Source organism: Vibrio superstes (genome assembly GCF_003569005.1).
Classification (GTDB): domain Bacteria; phylum Pseudomonadota; class Gammaproteobacteria; order Enterobacterales; family Vibrionaceae; genus Vibrio; species Vibrio superstes.
This window is the reverse complement of the sequence record NZ_BCUR01000002.1, coordinates 34,491-50,261: the sequence shown is the minus strand read 5'-3', so window position 1 is coordinate 50,261 and position 15,771 is coordinate 34,491. Positions and strand designations below refer to the sequence as shown.

17 protein-coding genes and 2 tRNA genes are annotated in these 15,771 nt (G+C 45.7%); 7 read left to right on the top strand and 12 right to left on the bottom strand.

The annotated features are described in order from the left end of the window. Window positions 1-21: 21 nt before the first annotated feature. The gene (locus tag D5I41_RS07435) at window positions 22-585 is read left to right on the top strand and encodes a VC2662 family protein (protein WP_119009289.1); all 564 of its coding nucleotides are present in this window, start codon (window positions 22-24) and stop codon (window positions 583-585) included. Window positions 586-637: 52 nt separating this feature from the next. Here the strand turns inward: D5I41_RS07435 and epmB are convergent, their stop codons facing one another. Next, window positions 638-1,660 (bottom strand): EF-P beta-lysylation protein EpmB, encoded by a 1,023-nt coding sequence (gene epmB / locus D5I41_RS07430; protein WP_119009288.1) that lies wholly within the window; start codon window positions 1,658-1,660, stop codon window positions 638-640. 33 nt (window positions 1,661-1,693) lie between these two features. On the opposite strand from epmB, the gene efp reads away from it, so the two are divergent. Continuing rightward, window positions 1,694-2,260 (top strand): elongation factor P, encoded by a 567-nt coding sequence (gene efp / locus D5I41_RS07425; RefSeq protein WP_017027343.1) that lies wholly within the window; start codon window positions 1,694-1,696, stop codon window positions 2,258-2,260. A 70-nt stretch (window positions 2,261-2,330) separates the two neighbouring features. On the opposite strand, the gene frdD is transcribed toward efp, so the two are convergent. Genes frdD through frdA form a run of 4 tightly spaced genes read right to left on the bottom strand, consistent with a single transcriptional unit; the run spans window position 2,331 to window position 5,632 of the window. Continuing rightward, window positions 2,331-2,693: a fumarate reductase subunit FrdD gene (gene frdD / locus D5I41_RS07420; protein WP_119009287.1), complete on the bottom strand. Its 363-nt coding sequence runs from the start codon at window positions 2,691-2,693 to the stop codon at window positions 2,331-2,333. 10 nt (window positions 2,694-2,703) lie between these two features. Beyond that, a complete protein-coding gene (frdC, locus tag D5I41_RS07415; RefSeq protein WP_119009286.1) occupies window positions 2,704-3,087 on the bottom strand; it encodes a fumarate reductase subunit FrdC in 384 nt (127 codons plus the stop codon). Continuing rightward, the gene (locus D5I41_RS07410; protein ID WP_119009285.1) at window positions 3,087-3,824 is read right to left on the bottom strand and encodes a succinate dehydrogenase/fumarate reductase iron-sulfur subunit; all 738 of its coding nucleotides are present in this window, start codon (window positions 3,822-3,824) and stop codon (window positions 3,087-3,089) included. Before D5I41_RS07410 ends, frdC begins: the two co-directional genes overlap by 1 nt. Then, window positions 3,824-5,632: a fumarate reductase (quinol) flavoprotein subunit gene (frdA, locus tag D5I41_RS07405; RefSeq protein WP_119009284.1), complete on the bottom strand. Its 1,809-nt coding sequence runs from the start codon at window positions 5,630-5,632 to the stop codon at window positions 3,824-3,826. The genes D5I41_RS07410 and frdA overlap by 1 nt, the downstream gene beginning before the upstream one ends. A 230-nt stretch (window positions 5,633-5,862) precedes the next feature. Between frdA and epmA the strand changes: the two genes are divergently transcribed. Further along, a complete protein-coding gene (gene epmA, locus D5I41_RS07400) occupies window positions 5,863-6,837 on the top strand; it encodes an elongation factor P--(R)-beta-lysine ligase (RefSeq protein WP_119009283.1) in 975 nt (324 codons plus the stop codon). A 283-nt stretch (window positions 6,838-7,120) separates the two neighbouring features. On the opposite strand, the gene D5I41_RS07395 is transcribed toward epmA, so the two are convergent. From D5I41_RS07395 to D5I41_RS07375, 5 genes are all read right to left on the bottom strand, one after another. Further along, entirely contained in the window at window positions 7,121-8,008 is an 888-nt protein-coding gene (locus D5I41_RS07395) for a DMT family transporter (RefSeq protein WP_119009282.1), read from the bottom strand. Between the two features lie 78 nt (window positions 8,009-8,086). Then, a complete protein-coding gene (locus D5I41_RS07390; protein WP_119009281.1) occupies window positions 8,087-8,809 on the bottom strand; it encodes a glycerophosphodiester phosphodiesterase in 723 nt (240 codons plus the stop codon). Between the two features lie 37 nt (window positions 8,810-8,846). Beyond that, window positions 8,847-10,262 carry an SLC13 family permease gene (locus D5I41_RS07385; protein WP_119009280.1) on the bottom strand — a complete coding sequence of 472 codons (1,416 nt, stop codon included), beginning with the start codon at window positions 10,260-10,262 and terminating at the stop codon, window positions 8,847-8,849. Between the two features lie 184 nt (window positions 10,263-10,446). Then, on the bottom strand, window positions 10,447-10,959 hold the full coding sequence (rraA, locus tag D5I41_RS07380) for a ribonuclease E activity regulator RraA (protein ID WP_119009279.1): 513 nt from the start codon (window positions 10,957-10,959) through the stop codon (window positions 10,447-10,449). An 87-nt stretch (window positions 10,960-11,046) separates the two neighbouring features. Further along, window positions 11,047-11,949, bottom strand: coding sequence for a 1,4-dihydroxy-2-naphthoate polyprenyltransferase (locus D5I41_RS07375; RefSeq protein WP_119009278.1), 903 nt, complete (start codon window positions 11,947-11,949; stop codon window positions 11,047-11,049). Window positions 11,950-12,045: 96 nt separating this feature from the next. Between D5I41_RS07375 and D5I41_RS07370 the strand changes: the two genes are divergently transcribed. Continuing rightward, entirely contained in the window at window positions 12,046-12,690 is a 645-nt protein-coding gene (locus D5I41_RS07370) for a TetR/AcrR family transcriptional regulator (protein ID WP_119009277.1), read from the top strand. 52 nt (window positions 12,691-12,742) lie between these two features. Here the strand turns inward: D5I41_RS07370 and asd are convergent, their stop codons facing one another. Further along, on the bottom strand, window positions 12,743-13,600 hold the full coding sequence (gene asd / locus D5I41_RS07365) for an archaetidylserine decarboxylase (RefSeq protein ID WP_119009365.1): 858 nt from the start codon (window positions 13,598-13,600) through the stop codon (window positions 12,743-12,745). 70 nt (window positions 13,601-13,670) lie between these two features. Further along, window positions 13,671-14,726, bottom strand: coding sequence for a small ribosomal subunit biogenesis GTPase RsgA (gene rsgA, locus D5I41_RS07360; RefSeq protein ID WP_119009276.1), 1,056 nt, complete (start codon window positions 14,724-14,726; stop codon window positions 13,671-13,673). Between the two features lie 163 nt (window positions 14,727-14,889). On the opposite strand from rsgA, the gene orn reads away from it, so the two are divergent. From orn to D5I41_RS07345, 3 genes are all read left to right on the top strand, one after another. Further along, a complete protein-coding gene (gene orn / locus D5I41_RS07355) occupies window positions 14,890-15,435 on the top strand; it encodes an oligoribonuclease (protein ID WP_119009275.1) in 546 nt (181 codons plus the stop codon). 113 nt (window positions 15,436-15,548) lie between these two features. Beyond that, window positions 15,549-15,624, top strand: a tRNA-Gly gene (locus D5I41_RS07350). Between the two features lie 60 nt (window positions 15,625-15,684). Next, window positions 15,685-15,761, top strand: a tRNA-Met gene (locus D5I41_RS07345). The last annotated feature ends 10 nt before the right edge of the window (window positions 15,762-15,771 follow it).

Below are 15,771 nucleotides of genomic sequence, written 5' to 3'. Positions count from 1 at the left end.
AAATAAGAGATGGATTTTATAATGAAAAAACTATTATCAGTATTAGCAGTGGCAGCAGCAGTGGCATCTCCGGTGGCACTTGCTGAAAGTTCTCCGGTGATGTTTTCTTCACTAAATGGCTTCAATGCCCCAGACTCGAATGCGGTGGGTGGTGTTCGTTTAGCGGTATTACACGGTAAAGTATCACAGCTTAAAGGCGTGGACTTCCCGTTACTAGGTTTATCAGAAACAGACACAACCACAGGTGTTAACTTTGGTTTGTTTTTGGGGGCCTCAAAAGTCAATCAGCAAATGAGTGGCGTATCATTAGGTATTTTCAACTGGAACACAGGTAATACAAGCGGCGTTAATGCGGGTACAGTGAATATCACCAACGACGTCAAAGGTTTGAACCTTGCGGCAGTGAACTATGCAACCGGACATACGGTTGCTGATGTGGCATTCGCTAGTATCTCTGAAAGCTCAAACTTCCAGCTAGGCTTCTTCAATATGACTGAGAAGATTGATGGTGTGCAGATTGGTATTATTAATTGTGCGAGCAATGGCTTCTTGAAGTGTTTCCCAATCGTTAACTTCGCGAAGTAATAACAATTACACTAAAGGCCCTGATGGATGAGTTTCATCAGGGCTTTTTTGATCATTCAAGGTGCAGATCAAGAGGGGTCTTGCTGTCTCTACCGCCAATCTCTCGGGTCAGTGACGGCACTAGATAGCCAGAGACCTCTTTCATTAAACTCGCCACCAATGCTTTTGCTTTCTCATCACTAATGTAAAAGTGTGCCGCGCCCTGCACCTTGTCCAGTACATGCATATAGTAGGGCAGAATACCGACCCCAAAGAGTCGTTCGCTCAGGCTCTTCAGTATCGACACATCATCATTGACCCCTTTCAGCATTACTCCTTGATTGAGTAGGGTGACATTGCTCCGCTTCAACTTGGCCATAGCAATAGCGAACTCAGAGTTGATCTCATTGGGGTGATTGATATGAGTCACCAATACCGTGTTGAGTCGAGTTTCTTTGAGCATTGTGCACAATGCGTCCGTGATTCTGCTGGGAATCACAACAGGCAAGCGAGAGTGAATACGCAGAGTGCGAATATGTTCTATTTTCTCTATCTCTTGCATAAGCCACTCTAGCTCGTGGTCTTTAGCCATTAATGGATCGCCACCCGATAAGATCACTTCATTGATCTCTGGGTGTTGCGCTATATAGTCGAGGTTCTGTTGCCAGACGGACTTAGAACCTTTGTTGTTCGAGTAGGGAAAGTGTCGGCGAAAGCAGTAGCGACAGTTAATAGCGCAACTTCCCTTTAGAATAAGTAACACTCGGTTTTTGTATTTGTGCAATAAGCTTGGCTGTTGATTATCTTGTTCTTCAAGCGGATCTGTGGAAAACCCATCCACCTGTGCAAACTCTTCAACAACAGGTAATACTTGCTGTAAAAGAGGGTCATTGGGATTGCCTTTTTCCATTCTCTCGACAAAGCTTAGAGGCACTCGCTGGGCAAAAAGTTTACGCGCTGCGAAACCATCAGCATAATGTTGAGGGTCGAGTGCTAGCATTGAGAGCAGTTCAGCTGGATCTGAGATCCCATTCGCCAGTTGTTGTAACCAGTTTTGTTCAACAGATACGGCTTTTTGGGTTATTATATGCGGCATTAAAACTTACTCTAAGAATCTAAAGAGGAAAAAATGGCTACTGTAAGTACCAATGAATTCAAGGGCGGTTTAAAGTTCATGCTCGATAACGAGCCATGCACTATCCTAGAAAACGAATACGTTAAGCCTGGTAAAGGCCAAGCCTTCAACCGTGTTAAAGTTCGTAAACTACTGTCTGGCAAAGTTCTAGAAAAGACATTTAAGTCTGGTGAAAACGTAGAACTGGCTGACGTTCTGGATATCGACCTAGATTATCTATATTCGGACGGTGAATTCTACCACTTTATGAACAATGAGACATTCGAGCAAATCGCTGCTGACGTGAAAGCAGTTGGCGAGAATGCGAAGTGGTTGGTTGAGAACAACACTTGTATGATCACTTTGTGGAACGGCAACCCGATCGTTGTTACTCCGCCAAACTTTGTAGAGCTAGAAGTTGTTGAAACTGATCCTGGCCTAAAAGGTGATACTCAAGGTACTGGTGGTAAACCAGCAACATTGACTACAGGTGCTGTGGTTCGTGTACCTCTATTCATTCAAATTGGTGAAGTAGTTAAATGTGATACACGCTCTGGCGAATACGTTGGACGTGTAAAGTAATCACTGATTACAAAGCATAAAAAAGGCCGCTAGTTCATAGAACAGTGGCCTTTTGTTTATCTAAGTCTTCTTAAATCATGAACACAAACACGATAGCCAGTCCAGTTAGGAAGGCTGCAGTGAAGTAAACAGCAACCTTCCCAGCAACGCCAGTGTGTAGCTTAAGGTCGTGCATTCCATGGTGTAGACGGTGCATTGCATGCCACATAGGGAACGCAATAGTACCAATCACGAATAGGCCGCCAATAATCGTAGTTACAAAGCTAGAGACTCGCTCATAACTCATTGCTTCAGCATCAATAATGCCTAGTGGCACTAAGATGCCCAGAACAAATACGGTTACTGGAGTGATCATGGCAAACCATGAGCCACCGGCACCAAACAGTCCCCACCATACGGGTTCGTCTGAACGTTTAGGGTTTCGATTAATCACATTCGACTCCTTATACAATGATGAGAACAACGAGAGAGATAAACGCTACAGCAGCCCACTGAGCAAGTACGATAGTTTTCTTGTCTATCGCCTTACCCTTGAAGCGCATTGGCATAACCTGCGGCATCATATTAAAGAAGGTATGAGCATGAAATAGACTGCCGGCTAACGCTAAGATATTGATTAAAATAACGATAGGGTGGCTCATGAACTCTAACCACGTTGCCCAAGCGTCTGGACCTTTAACCAAGGCACCCAATCCAAAGGTAATGAACAGGGTAAACAGAATCAAAGGCAGTACCGTTGCCTCTCGCAGCATGTAAAAACGGTAGAAAGAGTGATCCTTCCACCATGTGCGCTTCATCTCGCGAACATAAGGTTTACGATTACTCATTACACATCCTCCGGCTTCAACATGGCGATGACAAAGTCTTTTGAAGATTCAATCTTGCCTTGGTTTACTGCACCCGCAGGATCAACGCTCTTCGGACAAACTTCCGAGCAGTAACCTACGAAAGTACAACCCCAAGCGCCGTTGTCACCATTGATTAATTCCATACGCTCTTGTTTGCCATTGTCACGGCTATCTAAGTTGTAGCGGTGAGCGAGGGTAAGAGCAGCAGGACCTAAGAAGTCAGGGTTCAAACCAAACTGAGGACACGCTGCGTAACAAAGGCCGCAGTTGATGCAGGCTGCAAATTGCTTGTAGCGAGCCATTTGCTCTGGGGTTTGAATGTTTGTGCCGTCTTCTGGTGTACGGTCATTACCAATGATGTAAGGCTTGATGGCTTCAAGGCGCTCAATGAATGGCGTCATATCGACAATTAAGTCTTTTTCGATTGGGAAGTTAGCCAGTGCCTCAATCTTCAGGCCATCTGGGTAATCACGCAGAAAGGTCTTACAGGCAAGCTTTGGTACCTGATTAACCATAATTCCACATGAGCCGCAGATTGCCATACGACAAGACCAGCGGTAAGCAAGGTCTTTATCTAGGTGATCTTTGATGTAACCCAGAGCATCAAGCACTGACATGGTTTCATCAAATGGCACCTCGAAGGTTTGAAAATACGGTTCTGAGTCTTTCTCAGGGTCGTAACGGAGAACATCTACTTTCTGAATACGAGCTGGCATTACTGTTGCTCCTCCGCGTTGTTCGCTGCTTTCTCAGCCGCAGCAGCTTCTTCAGCCGCCGCGCCGTACAGGCGAGCTTTTGGTTGCGATTTGGTAATGGTCACTGAGCTGTAGTCAATGCTAGGTGCACTCTGTGGTGTGTAGTACGCCAGTGAGTGCTTTAAGAAGTTCTCATCATCTCGCTCAGTACAACCTTCATCAAGGCGCTGGTGGGCACCACGAGACTCTGTACGTAGCAAGGCAGAGTGAGCCATAGCTTCTGCCACTTCTAGGCCGTAGCCTACTTCAATGGCGTAAAGAAGGTCAGTATTGAATACCTTGCCTTTATCTTTAATGCTAATTTTTTTATAGCGTTCTTTTAGCTCAGAAAGCTTGTCGATGGTTTCTTGCATTAGGTCTTCACTGCGGTAAATACCACAGCCAGATTCCATTGCATGCCCCATTTCAGTACGGATAGTTGACCAGTTTTCGTCACCGTCTTGTGTCATTAGCGCTTGGATGCGAGCTTCAACGAGTTCGACTTGAGCTTCAATAGCATCATCATCCCACCCTTGGAATTCGCTCGCACGTTTTACGGCTTCTTCACCCGCAACACGACCAAATACGACGAACTCAGCCAGTGAGTTTGAACCAAGACGGTTTGCACCGTGCAAGCCAACGGAAGCACATTCACCAACGGCAAATAGACCCTTGATACGAGTTTCGCATTTAGGGTTCGTTTCAATACCCCCCATGGTGTAGTGAACAGTAGGACGGATAGGAATTGGCTCTTTCGCTGGGTCTACGTTGACGTAGGCTTTAGAAAGCTCACAAATAAACGGTAAGCGCTCTTGCAGATACTCCTCACCCAAGTGGCGAAGGTCAAGATGCACAACATCCCCTAATGGGTGCTTGATGGTGTTGCCTTTTTGCTGCTCATGCCAAAATGCTTGCGATACCTTATCGCGAGGGCCAAGCTCCATATATTTATTCTTAGGCTGGCCTACTGGAGTCTCCGGGCCCATGCCATAATCTTGTAGGTAACGGTAGCCATCTTTGTTCACTATGATGCCACCTTCACCACGACAACCTTCGGTCATCAGGATGCCCGTACCAGGAAGACCTGTTGGGTGATATTGAACGAATTCCATATCACGTAGTGGTACGCCGTGGCGGTATGCCATGGCCATGCCATCACCTGTTACTATGCCGCCATTAGTGTTGGTATGATAAACACGACCTGCGCCACCCGTTGCGAGTACAACAGATTTAGCCTTAATCGTTACCAGTTCACCTTCAGCCATATGAATAGCAACTAGGCCTTGAACCTCACCTTGAACGACAAGTAGGTCAACCACGAAGTACTCATCGAAGCGCTTAATTTGCGGATATTTTATTGAGGTTTGGAATAGAGTATGTAGCATGTGGAATCCGGTTTTATCTGCAGCAAACCAAGTTCGCTCAACCTTCATACCACCAAAGCGACGCACGTTTACTTCGCCGTTTTCTTTACGGCTCCACGGGCAGCCCCATTGTTCCATCTGGATCATTTCGCGCGTCGAGTTCTCGACAAAGAACTCAACAACATCTTGTTCGCAAAGCCAGTCACCACCACCAACGGTATCGTTGAAGTGATTGTCTAAGCTATCTTCTTCTTTAACGACGGCAGCAGAGCCACCTTCAGCCGCTACAGTGTGCGAGCGCATTGGATAAACCTTGGAAATTAAAGCAACTTCCAAATCAGGGTTCGCTTCAGCTGCTGCGATAGCAGTTCGAAGACCGGCACCCCCTGCGCCGATGACCGCGATATCTGTGTGTAGTATTTTCACAGTTATCCTCCAGAGTGTTAGGCAGGTTGTCCTGCTCGTGATTTTAAGTTTCTTAAGAAATGCTACGCTCCATTGTATGGGATGCGTGTTGCGAAAAAATTGATTTACCTAGTTTTTTGATGCTGATCCAGGTGAAAAAAGCTAAAAAGAACGGGGACTGTGATCATTATCATGTCAAAATAAGCATCTGAATCTAAAAAACTTATTCAATTCATTTCACAGGAAATTCTATGAATACTCTCAACTGGCAGCCTTCTGCAGACCTCTCTTCTTTGAAAAGAAGAGCAGAGCTCATCGGCCACATCAGGCAGTTTTTTGTTGAGCGCAATGTATTGGAAGTGGACACTCCGGCTATGAGTCATGCCACTGTGACCGATATTCATTTACATACCTTTCAAACGGAATTTATTGGCCCGGGGTATGCGGATGGGAGAAAGCTGTTTTTTATGACCAGCCCTGAGTTTCACATGAAACGCTTATTGGCTTCTGGCAGTGGCTGTATCTACCAGATAGCGAAAGCCTTTAGGAACGAAGAAGCGGGTCGTTACCATAATCCCGAATTTACGCTGTTGGAGTGGTATCGAGTCGGATTTGATCATCATGACTTGATGAATGAAATGGATCAGCTTTTGCAGCTTGTTCTGTCCTGTAACCAAGCGGAACGAATGACCTATCAGCAGGCTTTTGTTGATGTATTGAACGTATGCCCTTTACAAGGCAGCATGGATGAATTGAAAGCCGTAGCGGGAACCCTAGGGCTGTCAGATATAGCCGAACCAGAGACAGACAGAGACACGCTACTGCAGCTGTTATTTAGCATTGGCGTTGAACCTAAAATAGGGCAGCAGGTACCGGCCTTTGTTTATGACTTTCCTGCCTCTCAAGCGGCATTGGCGAAGATAAATTCCAATGATCATAGGGTTGCCGATCGCTTTGAGGTCTACTTTAAGGGCATCGAACTCGCCAACGGCTTTCATGAGCTCGATGATGCCGATGAGCAGTTGCGCCGCTTTGAACAAGACAACGAAAAGCGCGACAAAATGGGGTTATCCCCTCAGCCCATTGACTATCATTTAATTGAGGCATTGCGCCACGGGCTGCCACAATGCTCAGGGGTTGCTTTAGGCATAGACAGACTAATCATGTTGGCTTGCAAGCAAACCCACATTGATGAAATTACCGCATTCCCTTTCCCAAGGGCTTAAAATTGACAGCCCTAAAGCGGTAAATTGGTAGCTATTAGGCTATTTTTCAAAATGGATTTGTCATTGCCGAGGTCTGTTATCGGCAATCTTAGGCTTGTGCGTCCATAGATCCTCGATAGGAGCGCTCGAGGATGACTGGGGTTGCCTTCTGTGCAGGTTACTAGCCTAGTGAAGAACGTCATTGCCGAGTGCTCTTATCGGCAATCTTTAAAGGTTAGAATTCTCTTGTTTAGATCCCCGATAGGAGCACTCTCGGGGATGCCGCTTTTTTAAGCTATCAGTGTCAGGTAACGATCAACGCAGTGCCAATAACAGCCAAAATCGCGCCATACCACGCGTAGCGACTTGGTCTCTGTTTGGTGATAAACCAAAGCAGAGGAAGCACCATAATTGGGGTTGTGGAAGAGAGCAGGGCTACCATACCTACGTTGCCTTCTTGTAATGCGTAAAGTATCAGTGTCATACCTACAGCCATAGCCAAGAAGCCATTTAGTGCGGTGATCGCAAGTATCTTTAGATTGATAGCCTGCTTAGCTTTCGCAAGTTTTGCACCACTAAACAAAAACAATGAGTGAGCCGAAAACGCCGTAATCATGCGAATGGCAGAAGCCGCTACTGGGTCAATACTGGTTTGCATTACTGGCTTAGCAATGATGCCACCCAGTGCTTGGCAAAGCCCAGAGAGTAGGCCAATACTGATACCGACCGCCATTTTCCCCTGTAGTGATTCCCAGTCATGCTTTCCAGATTGTTTTCTGCCAAAGAAGATTGCGATCACAACACCGGCAAATACCAGTAGCGCACCCAGAAGTTCAATACCACTCCAGGTTTCACTGAAAAGCCAATACCCTAATACCGCTGAAAAAACGGCATGACATGAAAAAAGCAGGCCTGCTTGTCGCGGTCCCATTCTATTCATACAGGCAAATAGGGCGGTATCGCCAATGAAGATACCAATTAGGCCCGAAAGCATCATTAGCGTCATATGCTCTGCAGCTACGGTTGCCCAGCCCCCAGTGAAAGCGGCCATGCTACTGAGCATGATTGCGGTACAGCCCATTCGCCAACGGCTGTAGGCAAAAGGGCCAAGGTGGCGAGCAGGTTTGACTGAAATTAGGCTAGATATCGCCCATAAGAAGGCCGCGGCAAGGGCCAACCATTCGTATCCCATGGTGCACATTGAGGTTTTTGATAGATACCCTCAATATGCACCATATCGTGAGGATTAGAAACCCTCGATTGAACGGTGTTACTCAGGCCAGATTCGGCTTTGAGTCGTGATTGAGGCGAAGTACTTTACTGCCTCGTTGGGAACATCACAGAAAATACCATCCACTCCCATCGTTTTTAGGCGTTGCCAATCTTCTTGGCGGTTCACCGTATACACGTAAACTTTCAGGCCGCGTTTCTTTGCATCATCAACCATTTCGCCATCGATAACGTGCAAGTCGATATTAACGCTGTACGCATTGAGCTCTTGTGCAAATTGGCACAAGCCGATGGGTTTGCTGGCAGTTAGTGCCGCAAGCTTTAGCTCAGGGCGCTGACGATTTAGCTCTGCTAGCCAGTGGTGATTGAACGATGACACCAATAGTTGGTCTTGATTAAAGCCACACTCGTTAACGGCATAGTCGAGGTGAGTGAGCAAGGTTGTTATGTCATCCAGCCCCTTTAACTCAATGTTTAAAGCACAGCGACCCGATAGGTGGTGTAGGGTCTCTCTCAGAGTCGGGATCTGCTCACCCTCACCAGCATCAAGTTCTTTTAAGCCCTTAGCCGAAAACCAATTGAGCGGGCCAGCGCCATCAGTAGTGCGATTGACCCAGCTATCGTGAATTACCCAGAACTCTCCTTGATGTTGATGGATATCTAATTCGATAGCTTTTGTGCCTCCCTCTAATGCGTTCTCAAAGGCAAGTAACGTATTTTCTGGGTGGGTTTCTCTTGTTCCTCTATGGGCAACAACAAACATAACTTCTCCCTAGTTAAGTTAAAGTTTTGCACTCCTTTTAGGTTAGGATAAACATAGCAACGTAGACGAGTGCTAGGCCGACGATGCCAAGAATAATGCCTGTTTTCGCCATGTCTTTACTCTCAATAAGTCCAGTGGAGTAAGCCAATGAATTGGGTGGCGTTGAGACAGGTAAAATCATGCCTAGCGATGCAGAGAATGCGACGACAATCAGAAGACCTTGCAGTCCTCCGGTCGCGGCTAGGCTAGGCATGGATGCACCAATTGCCGCAGCAATAGGCATTAATAAGTTAGCGGTTGCGGTATTGGACATGAAGTTGGCCATTAGCCAGCAAATGATGGACAGTGTGAGTACGACAGCAACAGGGGATAGGCTCTGATAATCAATAGAGTGGGCTAAGCCCTTAGCTAAACCTGTCTTATCTAGAGCAAGTCCAATGGCGATACCACCGGCAACCAACCACAGCACGTCCCAGTTAATTTGTTTGATCTCCGCTTTACCCATGATGCCAGTCAGCGTAAATATCGCCAGAGGGATCACTGAGACGACGTAGGTGTTCATACCGTGGAGCTTGGTGGTCATCCACAGCACTATGGTCAGTGCAAAGGTGATGTAAACAACGATCGCTTTCCAAGACTTTAAGAACTCACCCTCTAAAGACAATACCATTTTGTCTTCTGATGATGGGAATAGCTTTTGTAGTAACAGCCAAGCAATAGCGAGCTGCACGATCACAAAAGGCAAACCAAACATCATCCAGCTTAGAAAGTCGATACTGTTTTCACCGGTAAGATACTGCAAGGCAATGGCGTTAGGCGGAGTACCGATTGGGGTCGCGATACCCCCGGTATTAGCAGCGATAGGTATACACAAGACCAAGGCCTTGATACCTAAGTCACCAGGCTTAGCAGAGGCTACGATAGGACCAAGGAGTGCCAGCATCATGACTGTGGTTGCGGTGTTCGACATAAACATGGAAAACACGGCGGTAATCAGCATTAAGCCAAGCATGATGTATCGAGGCTGGGTGCCAAATGGCTTCAATAGAACTCGAGCTAGGTTGTTGTCCAGTTGGTACTTAGAGGCGGCAATAGCTAAAGCAAACCCGCCCATAAACAAGATGATGATGGGTGAAGAGAAGGACCCGAGTATGTCCGTATAAGGAATAAGGGTGCCAAAGGCCTCATTGGCGTGATCGACGATTAGAACGTTCAATCCCTTATCGGATAAGAAAATCAGCTCTAGGGTAATGATCAGTATCGAGGTGGCAAAAACCGGAACAGGCTCTAAAACCCACAGTAGGGCGGACATGACGAAGATAGCCAATAATCGATGTTGAACCACGGTGAGATCATTAATTGGGATCCAACTGCTTGGCATCATCAATATTAAAATAGGTATAAGAATGCAGAACGCTAACTTAATAACCTGGCTCGAATTTTCTTTGTCCATTCCATCATTTCCTCTTTACATGGAATATGCAGACTATCGAAAAGTTATTGCAAGTGTTTGGATGTCATGCAGTTTTTTTTGAAATGATAAAATTTATTCGAGATTATTTTGCTTTTAATCAAAAAAAAGCAGAACGAATTTCTCGTTCTGCGTCTATATGTAACTTAATCTGACAGTGAAAAGGCTAGGCTTCGTCTTCGACATCAATCTCAAAATTGGTGTCTAGAGGCTCTTGGGACAAAATAATGCCAGTATTGTCGGCATAGAGGTAGTCCTCAGGTAAGAAGCTCACACCGCCGAAATTAACTGGAACATCCAGCTCACCGACATCAGTTTGGCTTGCGCCAACAGGAATGGAGGCGAGAGCCTGAATACCAATGCTCATGTCCTCAAGCTCATCCACTTCACGTACCGAGCCATAAACGACAATGCCTTCCCACTCATTTTCTTCAGCGAGAGACGCTATCTCAGCATCAATCAAGGCTCGTCGTAGTGAACCACCGCCATCAATAAGCAATACTCGACCTTGCCCATCTTGCTCGAGAACAGAGCGAATAAGTCCATTGTCTTCAAAGCATTTGATGGTGGTTACCTGACCTGCGAATGACGCACTACCACCAAAATTGCTAAACATTGGCTCTACGACATCAACCTGATCTAAGTAAACGTCACACAGGGCTGAAGTGTTGTATTCCATAATCAGAGTCACCTTTTAAGTTAGTATTCTTACGCTCGAGTATATCCTGCAACGCTCGTTGAAAATTGATGCAAGTTAACTTTTTGATTAAACAATAATAGCTAAAGAAAATAATAAGTTAGCAATTAGTGCAAGTTTTACCACTTCTGCCATCAATGGAGCAATGGCTAAACTATCAGTTGCGCGGCTAAGTGAACGCAAATGCAATAGGCTTGGAACTAAGATCAATGAGGTCAAAAGCAAGCTGATAGGGCTAAAATGATTATTGAGCACGAAGATGAAATAAGCCAGCCATGCGCTTAAGACCAGCAGTGCGTGATAGTGCTTGGCTTTTGTCAGCCCCATGCGCACCGCCATTGTCGTTTTACCAAACGCACGGTCGTTATCAATATCTCGCATGTTATTGACATTGAGTACCGCGACCGCGAGTAATCCGGTGGCCGTGGCGGGCAAAAAAAGATCGGCAGAGATAGCGTTGGTGTGCAGGTAAAAAGTCCCACCTACACCAAGCAAGCCAAAGAATACATAGACAGACAGGTCGCCTAAGCCGATGTAACCATAGGGTTTTTTACCTACTGTATATGCGATAGCACAAAATATTGCAAGGACACCTAAGCCGAGGAAAATACCAATATCCACCATAGTGGTTAAAGATGTTAGAATCAGCGTCAGACCGGCTGCGAGACTCAGCAGTGAGCACAGCACCATTGCACTTTTCATCTGTTTCGCCGTTATTTCTCCTGATTGAATCGCTCTCGCAGGACCAAGTCGATCTTGATTGTCGGTTCCTTGTTGAGCGTCACCATAATCATTGGCAAGGTTTGATAATATTTGTAGAAGCGTTGCAGTGATTAGAGCCAGAATGCTCACATTCCACGAAAACTGCTGGTGGGTATAGGCCAGGCAACTTCCTGTCACAATAGAAGTTAAAGCCAAGGGCAATGTTTTGGGTCTAGCGGCAGATAGCCAATGAGATACAGACAAAGTAATAATAGCTTTTTACGTTACAGTAATAGTGCTTGAGTATAGCAAAACTCTTTTCTATTTCGATCTAATTAACAATGACCTAGGGTATTGAGTCGCTTAATGAAAACAAAGCAGAGAATTGTGCAAGGCGCGCTAGAGTTATTCAATCAACAAGGTGAGCGCAACGTCACGACCAACCACATTGCTGCACATCTTGGTATCAGTCCAGGAAACCTCTATTACCATTACTCCAACAAGCAAGAGATAATCCGAGCTATTTTTGAGGACTATACCTCTGAGTTATTGGATAGGTTTCGCCCTTATGAAAGCCAGGGTGAGAGCTTGGTGTTGTTAAAACACTATGTCAATTCGACCTTTTCTCTAATGTGGAAGTACCGGTTCTTCTATGCCAACTTAGCCGATATTGTGAGTCGCGACACTCAACTGCATCACGCCTATTTGGAAGTCCAAGAAAAACTAAGGGTTAACCTAGTTGCCATCGTACAGTCGTTTCTTACCCTTGAGTTGATCGAAGTCGATCCCAAAGACATGCCTAGATTAGTCACTAATTTGCATTTTATTGCTACAGGGTGGCTGGGTTATCAATCGGCAATGAATGCCAACCAAAAAGTGACTGAGGCAATGATTATGCAGGGTATGTTGCAGATACTCGCCATGGTAAAACCAATGGCCACTCAACTGGGTAAGGAGCAATTGCTCTTACTTGAAGAAGGTCTGCAAATGAGTTGTGTAGCTGAGGAATAACAAAAAAGGAGCCTAAGGCTCCTTTTTTATGACATTTTGCAAATGCTCGTCATTAGCGCTTGTGAGCGTAAGCAGTACCGAGTCGAGTAATAGCTTCAAGTTGCATGCTTTCATCAAACTCAATGGCACCTTTAGGGAACAGGTTGATCACTGTTGAACCTAGCTTAAAGCGGCCCATTTCTTCACCCTTCTTGATGTGGATAGCTTTCTCTCCATCAGCAGGGTAATCCCAACGATAGACAGTGTTTCCACGAGGTGGTGTAACGGTGCCTGCCCAAGTCAGCTCGATACTACCGACTATGGTCGCGCCGACAAGAACCTGTGCCATTGGGCCAAATTCAGTATCAAAGATACACACCACACGCTCATTGCGGGCAAATAGATTCTCTACATTCTCTGCGGTTAACGGGTTTACCGAGAATAGATCGCCTGGAACGTAAATCATTTGTCTTAATGTGCCGTCGCAAGGCATGTGCACACGGTGATAGTCACTAGGCGATAGGTAAAGCGTAGCAAAGCTACCGTCAGCAAAGCTTTCAGCAAGGTTTAGGTCACCGCCAAGCAGCTCACGAGCTGAATAGCTGTGTTTCTTAGCTTGAATGAGCTTACCGTCTTCGATTGGACCAAATTGACTCACACAAGCGTCCGCTGGGTGTGTGATAACCGAGTCGTCTTCAACGACAGGGCGAATTCCAGGCTTTAGCTCACGTACGAAAAACTCGTTAAAGGTTTCGAAGTGAGCAGGATCTGAGTGCAGAGCTTCGTCCATGTTAATTTTGTATTGCTTGATGAAGCCACGAATGATCGACGTGGTAACCCCGCCAAGTTTCGCAGATGCAAGCTTTCCAACTAAGCGCGTTAGGCCGTGTTGTGGCATCCAGTATTGGGCACCGACTTTGATTTTATCAATCACAATAAGGTCCATTATTCCTAAATTGGGCCAGAATGTTACTCAAACTGGCATCGTTTGTCTAAATATACTACTGATCCAGCTTCTTGTTTTTTGAGTACTGACGATTGGCTTTCATTTCTACCATGCTTTCAATGATTTTCTGGTAATTTTCAAATCGGTTAGGATGAATCTTACCGTCGCTAATCGCTTGTTGAATGGCGCAGCCTGGATCATCAGCATGCTTACAATCTCTAAACTTACAAAAGCCAAGGAACTCTCTGAATTCAACGAAGGCAGTGGTGACCTCATCGGCTTCTAAGTGCCATAAGCCAAATTCACGCACTCCCGGTGAATCGATAAGATCGCCACCCGCAGGGAAGTGATATAGGCGCGCTGCTGTTGTGGTGTGCTGACCTAACCCTGAGTTCTCGGAGATAACGCCTTCTTCTACTTCAAGTTCTGGCATCAACGCATTAACTAAGCTTGACTTTCCTACACCCGATTGACCTACAAAAATGTTGATCTTACCTGCAAGCTCGGCTTCTAATTCAGGAATGCCTTCGCCAGATTCTTTACTTACCAGCAAGACCTTGTAGCCGATGTTACTGTAGATCGTTAGCTGTTCTTTAAGCTGGGAAAGTTGCTCTGGTGTGGTTAAATCAATCTTATTGAGCACCAGTAGTGGCGCGATGTTTAGGGTTTCTGACGCGATCAGGTAGCGGTCAATAATAGACAGAGAAAGCTCAGGCAGCACTGAAGATACAATGACCATCTGCTCAACGTTGGCAGCAACGGGCTTAAGGCCATCATAATAGTCGGGTCTAGTGAGCATTGAGGTTCTTGGCTCAACCGCTTCTACAACACCAGAGATTCCAGCCATAGACTCAAGACCAATTCGCCATAATACGCGGTCACCGGAGACCAAGCTTTCAATACCACGGCGTAAGTTGCAGCGGTGAATCTCTCCAGTCTCACTATCCTCAATATCGGCATGTTGCCCAAATCGAGTGATGACTAAGCCCTTCTTGGCTTCACCAAGCATTTGCTCATCCCATTGAACAGTGTTGTCTTGTTGCAGTCGCTTCTTTTGATTGCCACGCACTCGACGCACTTGCCCTTTGGTTAGCTTCTTCTTTTTAGCCATGTATTATTTAGTGTCCAGTTGGCTTTCTATAATTGAGGAGTATGATATACCCAATTGACCTCAAGATGCGAGACTAAGCGGTCACTGCTTACTTTTATGCAGTCCATATTAGTCACTCCACTGAGGTTTCATTCTTTAACAACAATAATAGGCAATTTCATTCATGGCGTTGAACGATAAAAATTTAATTTGGGTCGATCTTGAAATGACAGGATTGGATCCAGAAACACATAAAGTCATCGAAATCGCATCTATCGTTACAGATAGCGAATTGAACATTCTTGCTGAAGGGCCTGTTATTGCAATTCATCAGCCAGAAGCCGAGTTGGCCAAGATGGACGATTGGTGCACCAATACCCATACCAATAGTGGCTTGGTGGAGAGGGTTAAAAACAGTGGTATCGATGAAGATAAAGCCGTCGCTCTAACGATAGAGTTCCTTGAAAAGTGGGTACCGAAGGGGGCTTCACCGATTTGTGGTAATAGTATCGGCCAAGACAGACGTTTCTTGTACAAGCACATGCCTGAACTAGAACAGTACTTCCATTATCGTTATGTTGACGTAAGTACACTCAAAGAACTCACTCGTCGTTGGAAGCCAGAAGTATTGGATGGATTTACCAAGAAAGGTGTTCACTTAGCGCTAGATGATATTCGCGAGTCAATTGCTGAACTTCGTTATTACAGAGATACAATCATGAAGATTTGATGATTTTTTATTCAGTTGAAGCGCTGAGATAAAAAAAATCAGAATTAAGGCTTGCATCACAAAAATAACCTCTTATAATTCGCATCCCTAAACGGCACAAAGACGTTTACGAAGCGACACTAGCTCAGTTGGTAGAGCGCAACCTTGCCAAGGTTGAGGTCACGAGTTCGAACCTCGTGTGTCGCTCCAAACTTTTCTCAAGTATAAAGAGAAGCTGTCATCGCACAAATAGCGATGACACACTACGGACGCGGGGTGGAGCAGCTTGGTAGCTCGTCGGGCTCATAACCCGAAGGTCGTCGGTTCAAATCCGGCCCCCGCAACCAATTTTAAACT